Below are 12,863 nucleotides of genomic sequence, written 5' to 3'. Positions count from 1 at the left end.
ATCAGAGCGGGATGTTGCCGTGCTTCTTGGGCGGGAGGGTGTCGCGCTTGGTGCGGAGCAGCCGGAGGCCGCGGACGATCTCGGCGCGGGTCTCGCTGGGCTTGACGACCGCGTCGACGTAGCCGCGCTCGGCGGCGACGTACGGGTTCGCGAGCTGGTCCTCGTACTCGGTGATGAGCTCCTGGCGGCGGGCCTCGGGATCCTCGGCGCCGGCGAGTTCGCGGCGGTAGAGGAGGCCGACGGCGCCCTGCGCACCCATGACGGCGATCTGCGCGGTCGGCCAGGCGAGGTTGAGGTCGGCGCCGAGATGCTTGGAACCCATCACGTCGTACGCGCCGCCGTAGGCCTTGCGGGTGATGACGGTGATCATCGGGACGGTCGCCTCGGCGTACGCGTAGAGCAGTTTGGCGCCGCGGCGGATGATGCCGTTCCACTCCTGGTCGGTGCCGGGCAGGAAGCCGGGGACGTCGACGAAGGTCAGGATCGGCAGGTTGAACGCGTCGCAGGTGCGGACGAAGCGGGCCGCCTTCTCGGAGGCGTCGATGTCGAGGGTGCCGGCGAACTGCATCGGCTGGTTCGCGACGACGCCGACCGGGCGGCCCTCGACGCGGCCGAAGCCGACGATGATGTTCGGCGCGAACAGCGTCTGCACCTCGAGGAAGTCGCCGTCGTCGACGACCGTCTCGATCACGGTGTGCATGTCGTAGGGCTGGTTCGGCGAGTCCGGGATCAGCGTGTCCAGCGCGAGATCGGTCTCGTCCGGCTCGAGATCCGCCGGTACGTCGTACGTGGGCGGGTCCTCGAGGTTGTTCTGCGGGAGGTGCGCGACGAGGCTCTTGACCCACTCGATCGCGTCCTCCTCGTCACTGCCGAGGTAGTGCGCGTTGCCGGACTTGGTGTTGTGCGTCCGGGCGCCGCCGAGCTCCTCCTGGGTGACGTCCTCGCCGGTGACGGTCTTGATCACGTCCGGGCCGGTGATGAACATGTACGACGACTCGTCGACCATCACCGTGAAGTCGGTGACGGCTGGGGAGTACACCGCGCCGCCCGCGCACGGGCCCATGATCAGGGAGATCTGCGGGATCACGCCGGAGGCGCGGACGTTGCGGCGGAAGATCTCGCCGTACAGGCCGAGGCTGACGACGCCTTCCTGGATCCGGGCGCCGCCGGAGTCGTTGATGCCGATCAGCGGGCAGCCGATCTTCATCGCCAGATCCATCACCTTGACGATCTTCTCGCCGAAGACCTCACCGAGGCTGCCACCGAAGACCGTGAAGTCCTGGGCGAACACGCAGACCTGCCGGCCGTCGATGGTCCCGTACCCGGTCACCACGCCGTCGCCGTACGGGCGGTTGGCCTCCAGCCCGAAGCTGGTCGAGCGGTGCCGCGCGAACTCGTCGAGCTCGGCGAACGACCCCTCGTCGAGCAGCAGCGCGATCCGCTCCCGGGCCGTCTTCTTGCCGCGCGCGTGCTGCTTCTCCACCGCGCGCTCCGACCCCGCATGCACCGCGTCGTCGAGCCGCTGCTCGAGGTCCGCGATCTTGCCGGCGGTGGTGTGGATGTTCACCGTCTCTCCCATGACCGGCAGCCTACGCGTCAGTAGGCCGCCCTGCCTGTGACGTCGGCCGCAAGAAGGGGCCCAATGCGATGATGCGGGCATGGAGTACCTCGAGTTCGACACCGAACGCCGTCGGATCGTGCATGCCTACGGGCGTGAGATCACCGACCCGGAGGAACTGGCCGCCGCCGTCGAGCGCCTCCGGGAGCTGGCCGCGACGGTCGATGGCGAGGCGGACCGGGCCAAGGCCTTCCGCTACCTGACGAGCATGGACGATCTGGTACGGGAGGCGCGCACCCCGGACAGCGAGACGGTCTGGGCGGCCAACGACGCGATGATGCGCGGTCTGCAGCCGATCGGGACGCCCGCCGAGCAGCAGGCGCGGGCGCGGGCGGCGATGGACGAGATCAACCGGATCGCGGCGGCCGCCCCGACGATCGGCGAGCAGATCGCGGCCCAGGAGATGAACGGCGCGCTGGCCGAGTTCATCCACGTACTCGACACGGTCTCCGCAGAGGACTGACATGGCCGTCGTTCGGACCGCGGACAGTCAGGTCCCGGACGTCGGTGACGGGCTGTGGGAACGCGTCCGTGACGCTGTTCAAGCCGAGTCCGGCGCCGCCACGTCGTTGTGGAACGGCCGGATCGACTACACCAAGGAACCCGGCAACCGTGGTGAGGCCTGGGACAACGGCACGGTGTGCTTCGACCAGGCGCTAGTGGTCCAGCACCTGCAAGAGATGTACGCGACGCGTGGCCAGCCTGCCACCCGCGAGCAGTGGATCGCCCGCCGGAACGCGCTGAAGACGGTCGCCCACGAGTTCAGCCATCTGGCCTCGCCGGACGGCTACACGCACGCCGATCGCCTGGCCGGTATGCAGAAGCCGGAGACCCGGCCGATCGAGGAGGGGGTCACCGAGGCCTGGAGCCAGGCGGCGCTGGACGACCTGGCCGACCGGGTACTCCCACCGGACCTGGCCGCGGAGATCAAGGCTGTGCGTGATGATCGGGGACCGCACTCGTATCCGGGCTGGGAGCCTGCGGCGCGTGCGTTCGCCAACTCGGTCGGCAACCAGACGGGTCTGGAGGGCGACGAAGTCCTGCGGCAGATGGCCAAGGAGCCTCGTACGACCAAGGCGCGCGCCGCTGCGGATCTTCTGTACGACAACTCCGAGCTGCCGAACCTGGTGCCCGCTGAGCGGGAGGAGGCAGTTCGGCAGGAGATCGCGGAGACGATCGACAAGGGTTTCGCGGAGCTGGAGCCGCTGAACGCCGACCAGTCGGTCAACCGGCGCGCGGTCTCCAAGGCCCGAGGTGCTGAGATCGGCGACTCGGCGTCCGGCGTGGTGCGGGCTGCCGAGGAGCGCCACCGGGGCGGGCCAAACCAGGAGCAGCAGCAGGAAGAGACGCTGGACCTGGGCGCTCTCCCACCACCCAACGCCGCCGACCGCATCCCCACCCGCGAGGAGCCGGCGCAGCAGCAGACGCCCGCGGCGCAGGCGACGCAGCAGCAGGCGGTGGATCCGCGGGTGGCGTTTGCGCAGCAGCCCGGCTCGGCGGGGCCAGGTCAGCAGCAGGCTGGTACGGCGCAGGCGGGGCAGCAGGCGGTGGATCCGCGGGTGGCGTTTGCGCAGCAGTCGCCGGCCCAGCAGCAGGCACAGTTGGGAGCCAGTACGCCGGGGGAGACACGCCGTACCGGAGCTGCCGAGCAGGACGTGGCCGCGCTGCGCGGCGTACTGGAAGACCAGCCGTCGGCGGCCGGGGCGCCGCGCGTGCCGCAGGGGCAGGCGGCGGAGGGCCGTCGCCCGACCGGGCAGGGTGCTGCGGCCGGCCGCAGCACAGAGCACACCCCCACTCGCTGAGGCGAGTTAGAGGGGGCCGACGGCGAAGATCTTGGTGAGGCGGGCGGCCAGGGCTAGGTCGCCGCGGACAGACAAGCGCTGTTTCAGTACGGCGTTCACGGGGTCCTCGTTGCCGGTCACGACGCGCAAGAGGGTCGCGGGGTCGGTGCGGATGGAGATGTCGGGGTCGGGGGCGCTGTCGATGAGTTCGCAGCGGCCGTCACTGACGCGGATCCAGAAGGCATCGACGTCCTCGACCCCGCCCGCCCCCGTGATGTGCCAGGCGACGACGGCGTCGAACCCGGCCGCGCGGGCAGGCCGGAGGTACTCCGGCATCCGCCGAAAGATCTCGCGCAACGCGACCTCTCGTACTCCCCCGATGAGTCGATGCCGAAGCTCCCGCTCCGATGTCCGGTCGACCAGCCGGGCCAGCTCGCTCGCGTCCATCCCCGCGAGCCCGTCGGCTTCCAGCCAACCGGCACCACCTCGATCGGTCACGACCACCCCCGCGGCAGTTCCTACCGGACCGTAGGAATCTCGCGTGATCTGATAGCTTTGTCAAGTGGTCGAGCCCTCCGACAAACGCCGGCGGGCGGCGCATCTCGGGCCGGAGCGGCGGCGGCCGATGTTGCTGGACGCGGCCCTGGAGGTCTTCTCCGCCAAGGGGTTCGCCGGGACGACGATGCAGTCGGTGGCCGACGCGGCCGGCGTGACCAAACCGGTCGTCTACGACTCCTTCGCCAATCGCGACGAACTGCTGCTTGCGCTGCTGGCCCGCGAGGAGCAGCACCTGGTCATCTCGATCGTCGCGGCACTCCCGGCCGACCCGACCGTCGGTACGCCTGAGGAGCACGTCCTCGACGGACTGACCGCCTTCCTCACCACCGCCGCCGAGAACCCGCAGTCGTGGCGAATCGTCTTCGGAGCCCAGTACGGCGCTGCTCCCGTGGTCGCCGACCGGGTCCGGGCCGCCCGGGCGTTCCTGGTCGAGGGCCTCCGCCTGACCCTGCAGAAATCCCTCCCGGGGGTCACCGACCCGGACGCCAACCTCGCCGTACTGGCCGAGTTACTCGCGAGCATGACCGAGTCGTCCGCCCGCATGCTCGTGGTCGACGGCACCGACCGCACCCCCGCCGAGCTGGCGAAGGTGGTCTCCCAAGTTGTCGGCGGCGGTTTCGGCAACGTCTGAACACTCGTCAACGTCCGAAGATCCGGAGACGGGCCCTCCGGTCCTTCGGACGTTAGGTGACCTACTGTTAAGTAGCGTCAGAAACGGTCACGATCGGCATCCAGTAGGCGGACTTCGCGAGGCATTGACTGGGCGCGCCCAGTAGGGTGGGCGAACGTGACCGAGACCGGTAGTGAGACCCGTACCCGCGCGCGGTTCGAGGTGCCCGAAGAGCTTCGGGCCGACGTTCGTCTGCTGGGTGAGATCCTCGGAAAAGTGCTCGTCGAGTACGCCGGTCAGCCGCTGCTCAACGACGTCGAGCGGCTGCGTGAGCTCACCATCGCCGGTGACGGCGAGGCGGCTGAGCAGCTGGTCGCGTCCTGGCCGGATGAGCGGTCCGAGGACGTGGCTCGCGCGTTCAGCTGCTACTTCCACCTGACGAACTTGAGCGAGGAGCTGCACCGCGCCCGTGTGCTGCGCGAGCGCGACCGGAGCGACAACGCCCTGGTCACCTCGGAGCTGGCCCAGGCCGTCGAGCAGATCTCCCGCGACAGCGGCGAGCAGCAGGCGCGTGCGTTACTGACCGGGCTGGAGTTCCGCCCGGTGCTGACCGCGCACCCGACCGAGGCCCGCCGCCGCGCGATCCTGGCGACGATCCGGCGGATCTCCGGGCTGCTCGAGGAGCGGCACGACCCGCGCGCCGGTGACAGTGAGCTGGCCGAGAACCAGCGCCGCCTGGTCGAGCAGGTCGACATCCTCTGGCGGACAGCGCAATTGCGCGAAAGTCGTCCCTCGCCGCTGGACGAGGTCCGCTCGGCGATGGCCGTGTTCGAGGAGACGCTGTTCGACGTGGTCGGCAACGTCTACCGGCGGCTCGACGACGCCCTGGCCGGTGAGGGTGCCGGTCTGCGTCAGCCCGTGGTGGCGCCGTTCGTCCGCCTCGGCTCGTGGATCGGTGGCGACCGGGACGGCAACCCGAACGTGACCGCGGCGATCACCCGCGAGGCGATGCAGATCCAGGCCGACCACGTCCTGCGCGCGCTCGAGCAGGCCACCGACAAGCTCGGCCGCTCCCTGACCCTGGACGCGGCGACCACTCCGCCGTCCGCGCCGGTACGGCGGATCCTGGAGGACGCCCGGGCGGTGAACCCGGAGCTGATCACCGACATCGAGGAGCGGTCGCCCTCTGAGCCGCACCGGCAGCTCCTGCTGCTGGCAGCGCGCCGCCTGGCCGCTACGCGCTCCCGTGACGCCGACTTCGGCTACCCGCGCGCTGCCGACTTCCTGCACGAGCTCAAGGTGCTCCAGGACTCGCTGGTCAGCGCAGGTGCACCCCGCCAGGCGTACGGCGACCTGCAGCAGCTCATCTGGCAGGTGAACTCGTTCGGCTTCCACCTGGCCGAGCTGGAGGTCCGTCAGCACTCGTCGGTCCACGCCAAGGCGCTCGAAGAGGTGCTCGGCGGCGGTGAGCTGTCCGACCAGACCGAAGAGGTCCTGGCGACCCTGCGCGTCATCGGACAGATCCAGCAGCGCTTCGGCCCCGAGGCGTGCCGCCGGTACGTCGTTTCGTTCACGCGCAACGCTGGTGACCTGGCAGCCGTCTATGAGCTGGCCGACGCCGCTCTCGACGGCCGTCCGATCGAGCTGGACGTCGTACCTCTGTTCGAGACCGGTGAGGACCTCCAGAACTCCGTAGAGGTCCTCGACAACGCCATCCAGCTCACCCGGGTCCGGCACCGCCTCACGGCGAACGACCGGCGCTTCGAGGTCATGCTCGGCTACTCCGACTCCGCCAAGGACGTCGGCCCGGTCTCGGCCACCCTCGCCCTGTACGACGCTCAGGCGCGGATCACCGCGTGGGCGCAGCGCAATGCGATCCGGCTGACCCTGTTCCACGGCCGTGGTGGTGCACTCGGCCGTGGCGGTGGCCCGGCGAACCGTGCGGTGCTCGCTCAGGCCCCTGGCTCGGTGGCCGGCCGCTTCAAGCTCACTGAACAGGGTGAGGCCATTCCGGCTCGCTATGGCAACGCACCGATCGCGCAGCGGCACATCGAGCAGGTGACCGCAGCGACACTGTTGGCCTCCACTCCGGCGATTGAGGAGCGGGCGGTCGTGGCTGCCGAGCGCTTCGCCGTCATGGAGAAGACCCTCGACGAGGCGGCCCGTACGGCGTACCACCGGCTGGTGAAGGCGGACGGCTTCGCGGAGTGGTTCGGCAGGGTGACTCCGCTGGAGGAGCTCGGTCAGCTGCCGCTCGGCTCGCGTCCGGCCCGCCGTGGGGTCTCGGTGTCGTCTCTCGAGGACCTGCGGGCGATTCCGTGGGTGTTCTCCTGGTCCCAGGCGCGGGCGAACGCACCGGGCTGGTACGGCCTCGGCTCGGCGCTGGCCGCCGTGGGCGACGTTGCCTTGCTGCAGGAGGCGAACCAGAGCTGGCCGCTCTTCCAGGTGATGCTCGAGAACGCCGAGATGTCACTGGCGAAGACCGACCGCCGCATCCTGGGCCGCTACCTGGAGCTGGGTGACCGGGCCGACCTCACGGAGCTCATGCTCGACGAGCACGCCCTCACCACCGAGTGGGTGCTCAAGGTTCTCAAGCAGGAGCGACTGCTCGCCGGACGTCGCGTGCTCGGCCGTGCGGTCGAGCTGCGGAACCCGTACGTCGACGCGCTCAGCTACCTGCAGTTGCGGGCACTCCGGACGCTGCGGACCGATGACACGCTCAGCGAGGAGCAGATCGTCCGGACCCGGCGGTTGCTGTTGCTGACCGTCTCGGGTGTCGCCGCCGGCCTGCAGAACACCGGCTGATGTTCGGCGACCTGGAACGGCCGCCACTCGACGCACGCTATCTGAGTGGGCGGCTGGTGCGTCCCGGCTCGCTGTGGACGAAGATCGACGTACTGGACGAGACGCCGTCGACGAACGCAGACGTGGCCAAGGCTGCGGCTGATGGTGCCGCAGAAGGACTTGTGGTGCTCACGGAGTTCCAGTCCGCCGGCCGTGGACGGCTGGGACGGACGTGGACGACACCGCCGCGTTCTGCGTTGCTGATGTCGGCACTGCTGCGTCCGACCGCTGTAGACCCCGAGCGTTGGCCATGGCTCGGTTTGCTCGTCCCGTTGGCGGTGGCCGCGGCAGTGCGGCATGTGGCGCAGGTTCCAGCCCAGGTGAAGTGGCCGAACGACGTACTGGTCGAGGACCGCAAGCTGGCCGGCATCCTGCTCGAGCGGATCGACGGACCAGCGGTCGTCGTCGGCATGGGGTTGAACGTGACCCTGCGCGAGTCGGAGAAGCCGCATCCCGCGGCGACCTCACTGGCGCTGGAGAACGCTGCCACAACCGACCGCGTCACCGTGGCAGCCGCCGTACTGCGTGAACTCGAGTCCCGCTACAGGACCTGGCTGGACGACCCGACCGGGCTGCTACCGGAGTACCGAGAGCTGTCAGCCACGCTGGGCAAGGCCGTCCGGGTCGAGCTGCCAGACGGATCGTTCCTGGAAGGCACCGCGCGCGACCTGGCCGCCGACGGCCGCCTGATCGTGGACACCCCGCTCGGCGAACGCGCACTGGCTGCCGGTGACGTCACGCACCTGAGAGCTCGACCGTGAAGTCAGCGGGCCGCTAGCAGGCCCGCTGACCGTCGGAGGCGGCTCGTCACAGGGGGTCTGTGGCGAGTTCGTCGGCGATCTGGGCGGCGACGGTGTACGGGTCCGCGGCGGGGGTGGTGCGATGTGGCTCGGTCTGCTGGCTCCAGGCGTCGCCTCGCTCGAGCCAATCGTCGTACTCGGGCTGGTTGCCGCTGGCCATGGTCGCGGGCAGGTCGGTGAGGAACCGTTCCCAGCGCGGTTTGTAGTACCCGCTGAGCAGGCCGTGCCACTCACGGTTCGCGTACTCGCGCAAAGTGTCGAACGCCTCTTCGGTCCAGATCGTGATCATCGAGCGGGCGTTCCACTCCAGCAGCTCGGTCTCCTCCGCGGTGGTTCCCCAGGCTTTGGCCTGTTCCAGCCAGGGCCCGAGCATCCACTGCGGATGGGTGCCCAGGATTCGTTCGGTCTGGTCGATCGTCGTGAGGAAGCGCCTACTCTGCCGGGCCAGGTCCGTCCGGTTCTTCGCCTCGTACGCCGCGCGGATCTTGCCCAGCAGCAACCTGCCCCGGTTGGCCAGCACCTGTCGGGTCACGTCGACGATGTCGTACTTGTACGTCGCTGTGCTCCGCAGCGCCGGTGCGACCGCGAGCAGTGCGGGCAGCGCCGGTGCGAACTCCTCCGGGACATAGCGGAACTCGTCCGGCCCGAACATCGACACGCTGCGCAGATCCAGGTCCGGCATCGCCTGGAACGCGGACTCGAACGGGCCCTCACCGGTGGTGTGGTTGGTCGAGACGTAGGAGTACGCCGTACGGCGAAGGATGTCCCAGGCCTCGATGGCTTTCGGGTCGGCGCTGCCGTACCGGCGGACGGCGAAATCCCGGACCCAGGTGGACAGGTCGACCGCCGACCGGCGCCACATCATCTCGCCGAGCAGATCGGGAACGATCGGGTTCTGGTGCAGGCCCTCCTGGACCCAGGCGCAGCCGACCAGCCGGCGCCGGTCCGACCGGGTCCGGACCCGCGGGAATGTCTGGCCGGGCTCACCGAGATTGCCGAACATGCCCAGCCGGCCGCCGAAGTTCTGGATGCTGCCCCAGCACCACGGCACTCCCCAGTACGCCTCGGTGTCCTCCCACTTGCGGTCGTCGTCGGAGTCCAGGTCGAGGACGACGACCCGGTTCTCGTCGACCGCGTTCAGGATCTCCAGCCGGGGATTCGACTGCCAACCCTGGATGAGCCAGATCGCACCGGGGGAGGCCTCGTCCAACGCATCTTGGACCGCCACGGCCGCATCGCCCAGGTTGGCGCCGTCCAGATAGTCCGGAAGGTCGTCGCCGACCTCGTGGAAGAGGTCGTTCGAGTAGTGCGTCGTCGTACCGAAGTGCGTCGCTTGGTCCTGGTAGAAGCGGCGCGCGACCTCCGGATAGAGCGCCTCGGTGGTGTCCAGCCAGTACGGCCGCGGGTGCCCCGCATAGTCCTTCTGCGCCGGGATGTGGGTGTCCGGATGGAGCGACGCGAACGTCGCGTCCGGTACGTGGCCCACGAACGCCGGGAACACCGGGGTGATCCCCAGCTCCCGCATCCGCGCCACGATCTGCTGCCCGAGATCCCGGCGCTTGTGCAGGAACTCGATCGAGACGGGTCCGCTGTACCCCGACGCGTCCAGGTCGTAGCCGGTGGTCTCGCCGTACCACTGCCACGGTTGGTGCGCCGGCATCGAGATCCATTGCCGGACCTCGAGCTCGGTCATGCCGAAGTCGCGGAAGGTGTCGTACCAGACGATCTCCTGACCGATCAGCGCCAGGGCCCGATTGGTGCCGTTCAGGGCGAGGAAGTCCAGTTCCCGCTCCCACTCGGGCCACTGCCAGTACGGGCTGGTGTAGCCGAAGAAGGTGAAGTTGTACGCGTACCGCTCGGCCAGCTCGGTGCTCATCCGGATCGGCGTGGCCGGTGTCGGCAGGGTCGCGGGGAACTGCAGCTGGTCACCGTTCGGCGAGATGTGGCCGTGGGCAACGTATTTGAGCCACCAGTTGACGCCGGACAGCATTGCGACCGTGCTGCTGCCGGCGATGCCGACCTGGTCGCCGCTGCGGCCGATCTGGAACGCGTCGACCTCACCGGCTCCTGGCGCGAGGGTGCTCAGGGCGAACCGGCTCGGATCCAGCCCGGTCCGGCGCTGGATCGCCGCGCGGACGGCCGCAAGGTTGGGCGGTGCTGTCGCAGCCGTGACAGCACCAGGTGCCGCGGCCGCGCGGCCGACCGGGCCGGCGGCCAGTGCGGCTGCCATGGCGCCGCCGACGAAGGTACGGCGGGTGACAGAGGTCATGAGTGCCTCCGAGAGGATGGGCGGGGAGTGCAAGGTCCGCGCCCATCCTGACCTCTCATCGACACCGTCTCGACGCCATTCGACGACGGTCGAAGGCGTCGGACGATGTCGCGCTGTCATTCCACGACGGTCGAATACCTCGGTGCTCGGATCGCTAGCTGGTGAAGAGTTTCGCGGCCGTGATCAGGGTCTGGACGATGCCGTAGCCGAGCAGTACGGCGATCAGCAGCCAGGAGATCACCAGGCGTGGGGTCTGGTTCATTGTGCTGCCTCCACGGTCGAGCCGGACTTCTCGTGGAACTTCGCCGCGACCGGCCGGATCAGCAGGTTGGCGACGAAGCCGACGGCCAGGACGCCGACCATCGTGAACAGTGCCGGCCGGTAAGCGTCGGCCGTCAGCGTGCCCGGCTTGCCCTCCCGGTCGAGGAACCCGTTCACGATGAGCGGACCGGCCACACCCGCCACCGACCACGCGGTCAGCAGCCGGCCGTGGATCGCGCCGACCTGGTAGGTGCCGAAGAGATCACGCAGGTACGCCGGGACCGTGGCGAACCCGCCGCCGTAGAAGGACAGGATGACCGCGGCGAGCAGCACGAACACCGCCGTACTGTTGTGGCCGATCGTGGCCAGCAGGAAGTAGGCGATGATGCCGACGCCGAGGTAGATCGCGTAGATCGGCTTGCGGCCGATGATGTCGGACGTGGTCGACCAGGCGAACCGGCCGGCCATGTTGAAGATCGACAGGAGGCCGACGAAGCCCGCGGCGGCAGCGACGGCGACCGTGGACTTGCCGTCCGCACCGCGGAAGAAGTCCTGGATCATCGGGCTGGCCTGCTCGAGGATGCCGATGCCCGCGGTCACGTTGCAGAGCAGCACGACCCACAGGCACCAGAACTGCGGCGTCTTGATCGCGTTCGCCGCCGAGACGCTGGCCGTCGTGACGAGGGCCTTCTGCTTCACCGTCGACGGGTCGAAGCCGTCCGGCTTCCAGCCCTCGGCGGGAACCCGGATGTTGAAGACCCCGAACATCATGATCAGGAAGTAGCCGATGCCCAGCGTCACGAACAGCGCGACCAGTGAGCCGCCGTCGGCGAGCGACTTGCTGTCGTTCGGGTTGTAGCCGGAGTCGTAGAGGCCGAGCAGCTGGCGCGACAGCGGGCTGGCGACCAGCGCGCCGCCGCCGAAGCCCATGATGGCCAGTCCGGTGGCCAGGCCCGGCCGGTCCGGGAACCACTTGATCAGCGTCGAGACCGGCGAGATGTACCCGATCCCCAGTCCGATCCCGCCGATCACGCCGTACCCGAGGTAGAGCAGCCAGAGCTGGCCGGTTCCGATGCCCAGGGCACCGACCAGGAACCCGGCGGCCCAGAAACAGGCCGACACGAACATGGCCTTGCGCGGCCCGCTGCGCTCGACCCAGGTGCCGCCGATCGCGGCGGACAGGCCCAGCATCACGATCGCGATACTGAAGACCACGCCGACCGAGGTCAGGCTGGCATCGAAATGCTTCACCAGCGACGTCTTGTAGACGCTGGTCGCGTACGCCTGGCCGATACACAGGTGGACGGCGAGGGCGGCCGGCGGGATCAGCCAACGGCTGTATCCCGGTGGAGCCACCGTGTTCTCCCGATCGAGAATCGACAAGATGCTCATGGTTCGCATCTTTCTGTACCTGTATGCAATTTGTGAAGAGTTGTACTACCTCTTTTGCCTGATCGTGTCGAGGCAGCAGGACAACAGCCCCCAGTTGCTGTGAGACTGGGGCCATGGCGATCTCGGCGAAATTGTTGGGCGAGGACGAGTACGTCGTCGTCAGCACCCGGACGCACTGGAAGGCGCTGATCTTCCCGGTGTTCCTGCTCCTGGTGGTGGCCGGTGGCGGCGGCTTCCTGGCCGCGATCGTTCCGGACGGCGGCATGCAGACCCCGGCCCGGATCGCGATCCTGGCGGTCGGCGTGGTGCTGCTGGCCGCGTTCGCCGCCAAGCCGTTCCTCAACTGGTTCTTCTCCACCTACACGCTGACCAACCGCCGGCTCATCACCCGGCACGGCGTGCTCACCCGCACCGGCCGCGACATCCCGCTGATGCGGATCAACGACGTCTCCTACGAGCACGGCCTGATCGACCGGATGCTCGGCTGCGGCACGCTGAACATCGAGTCCGCCGGTGAACGCGGCCAGGTCGTCCTGCCCGACGTACCGCATGTCGAGCACGTGCACCTGCAGATGTCCGACCTCCTCTTCGGCGGCCCCGAGGGCCGGCCCGGCGACGGCATCCTGGACGACGAGCAGCCGCCCGAACACATGCGTCGCAAGGCCAAGCCGGACGACGACGGCGAGACCCTGTTCACTTCTGATTGAAAGGGTCGTGCCTTCCCGGAGCC

Annotated in this window: 10 protein-coding genes; 6 read left to right on the top strand and 4 right to left on the bottom strand. The window is 69.0% G+C overall.

Annotated elements, in window-relative coordinates; genetic code table 11:
- Position 1: 1 nt before the first annotated feature.
- Positions 2 to 1,579 carry an acyl-CoA carboxylase subunit beta gene (locus ACIA49_RS05255; RefSeq protein WP_396375841.1) on the bottom strand — a complete coding sequence of 526 codons (1,578 nt, stop codon included), beginning with the start codon at positions 1,577 to 1,579 and terminating at the stop codon, positions 2 to 4.
- 79 nt (positions 1,580 to 1,658) lie between these two features.
- On the opposite strand from ACIA49_RS05255, the gene ACIA49_RS05250 reads away from it, so the two are divergent.
- Positions 1,659 to 2,081 carry a hypothetical protein gene (locus ACIA49_RS05250; protein WP_396375840.1) on the top strand — a complete coding sequence of 141 codons (423 nt, stop codon included), beginning with the start codon at positions 1,659 to 1,661 and terminating at the stop codon, positions 2,079 to 2,081.
- 1 nt (position 2,082) lies between these two features.
- Positions 2,083 to 3,420 (top strand): hypothetical protein, encoded by a 1,338-nt coding sequence (locus ACIA49_RS05245; protein WP_396375839.1) that lies wholly within the window; start codon positions 2,083 to 2,085, stop codon positions 3,418 to 3,420.
- Between the two features lie 6 nt (positions 3,421 to 3,426).
- On the opposite strand, the gene ACIA49_RS05240 is transcribed toward ACIA49_RS05245, so the two are convergent.
- Positions 3,427 to 3,897, bottom strand: coding sequence for an SCP2 sterol-binding domain-containing protein (locus ACIA49_RS05240; protein WP_396375838.1), 471 nt, complete (start codon positions 3,895 to 3,897; stop codon positions 3,427 to 3,429).
- A gap of 64 nt (positions 3,898 to 3,961) precedes the next feature.
- Here ACIA49_RS05240 and ACIA49_RS05235 point away from each other — a divergent pair, with 64 nt between their 5' ends.
- The 3 genes from ACIA49_RS05235 to ACIA49_RS05225 all read left to right on the top strand — a co-directional run bounded on the left by ACIA49_RS05235 (position 3,962) and on the right by ACIA49_RS05225 (position 8,172).
- The gene (locus ACIA49_RS05235) at positions 3,962 to 4,588 is read left to right on the top strand and encodes a TetR/AcrR family transcriptional regulator (RefSeq protein WP_396375837.1); all 627 of its coding nucleotides are present in this window, start codon (positions 3,962 to 3,964) and stop codon (positions 4,586 to 4,588) included.
- Between the two features lie 156 nt (positions 4,589 to 4,744).
- Positions 4,745 to 7,372: a phosphoenolpyruvate carboxylase gene (locus ACIA49_RS05230; RefSeq protein WP_396375836.1), complete on the top strand. Its 2,628-nt coding sequence runs from the start codon at positions 4,745 to 4,747 to the stop codon at positions 7,370 to 7,372.
- On the top strand, positions 7,372 to 8,172 hold the full coding sequence (locus tag ACIA49_RS05225; RefSeq protein ID WP_396375835.1) for a biotin--[acetyl-CoA-carboxylase] ligase: 801 nt from the start codon (positions 7,372 to 7,374) through the stop codon (positions 8,170 to 8,172). Before ACIA49_RS05230 ends, ACIA49_RS05225 begins: the two co-directional genes overlap by 1 nt.
- Before the next feature lie 46 nt (positions 8,173 to 8,218).
- On the opposite strand, the gene ACIA49_RS05220 is transcribed toward ACIA49_RS05225, so the two are convergent.
- The gene (locus tag ACIA49_RS05220; RefSeq protein ID WP_396375834.1) at positions 8,219 to 10,480 is read right to left on the bottom strand and encodes an alpha-N-acetylglucosaminidase TIM-barrel domain-containing protein; all 2,262 of its coding nucleotides are present in this window, start codon (positions 10,478 to 10,480) and stop codon (positions 8,219 to 8,221) included.
- A gap of 258 nt (positions 10,481 to 10,738) precedes the next feature.
- A complete protein-coding gene (locus tag ACIA49_RS05215) occupies positions 10,739 to 12,133 on the bottom strand; it encodes an OFA family MFS transporter (RefSeq protein WP_396375833.1) in 1,395 nt (464 codons plus the stop codon).
- A 113-nt stretch (positions 12,134 to 12,246) separates the two neighbouring features.
- On the opposite strand from ACIA49_RS05215, the gene ACIA49_RS05210 reads away from it, so the two are divergent.
- Positions 12,247 to 12,840 carry a PH domain-containing protein gene (locus ACIA49_RS05210; RefSeq protein WP_396375831.1) on the top strand — a complete coding sequence of 198 codons (594 nt, stop codon included), beginning with the start codon at positions 12,247 to 12,249 and terminating at the stop codon, positions 12,838 to 12,840.
- Positions 12,841 to 12,863 lie beyond the last annotated feature (23 nt).

The sequence above is a fragment of the Kribbella sp. NPDC051587 genome, assembly GCF_044453945.1.
In the GTDB taxonomy this organism is placed as follows: Bacteria; Actinomycetota; Actinomycetes; order Propionibacteriales; family Kribbellaceae; genus Kribbella.
Note: the sequence above shows the minus strand (reverse complement) of the source record. Positions and strands in the feature narration are given on the sequence as shown.

Coding starts and splice junctions, on each gene's coding strand:
- ACIA49_RS05220 (WP_396375834.1), bottom strand. CDS start 10,480: ATGACCTCTGTCACCCGCCGTACCTTCGTCGGCGGCGCCATGGCAGCC.
- ACIA49_RS05215 (WP_396375833.1), bottom strand. CDS start 12,133: ATGAGCATCTTGTCGATTCTCGATCGGGAGAACACGGTGGCTCCACCG.
- ACIA49_RS05255 (WP_396375841.1), bottom strand. CDS start 1,579: ATGGGAGAGACGGTGAACATCCACACCACCGCCGGCAAGATCGCGGAC.
- ACIA49_RS05245 (WP_396375839.1), top strand. CDS start 2,083: ATGGCCGTCGTTCGGACCGCGGACAGTCAGGTCCCGGACGTCGGTGAC.
- ACIA49_RS05225 (WP_396375835.1), top strand. CDS start 7,372: ATGTTCGGCGACCTGGAACGGCCGCCACTCGACGCACGCTATCTGAGT.
- ACIA49_RS05210 (WP_396375831.1), top strand. CDS start 12,247: ATGGCGATCTCGGCGAAATTGTTGGGCGAGGACGAGTACGTCGTCGTC.
- ACIA49_RS05250 (WP_396375840.1), top strand. CDS start 1,659: ATGGAGTACCTCGAGTTCGACACCGAACGCCGTCGGATCGTGCATGCC.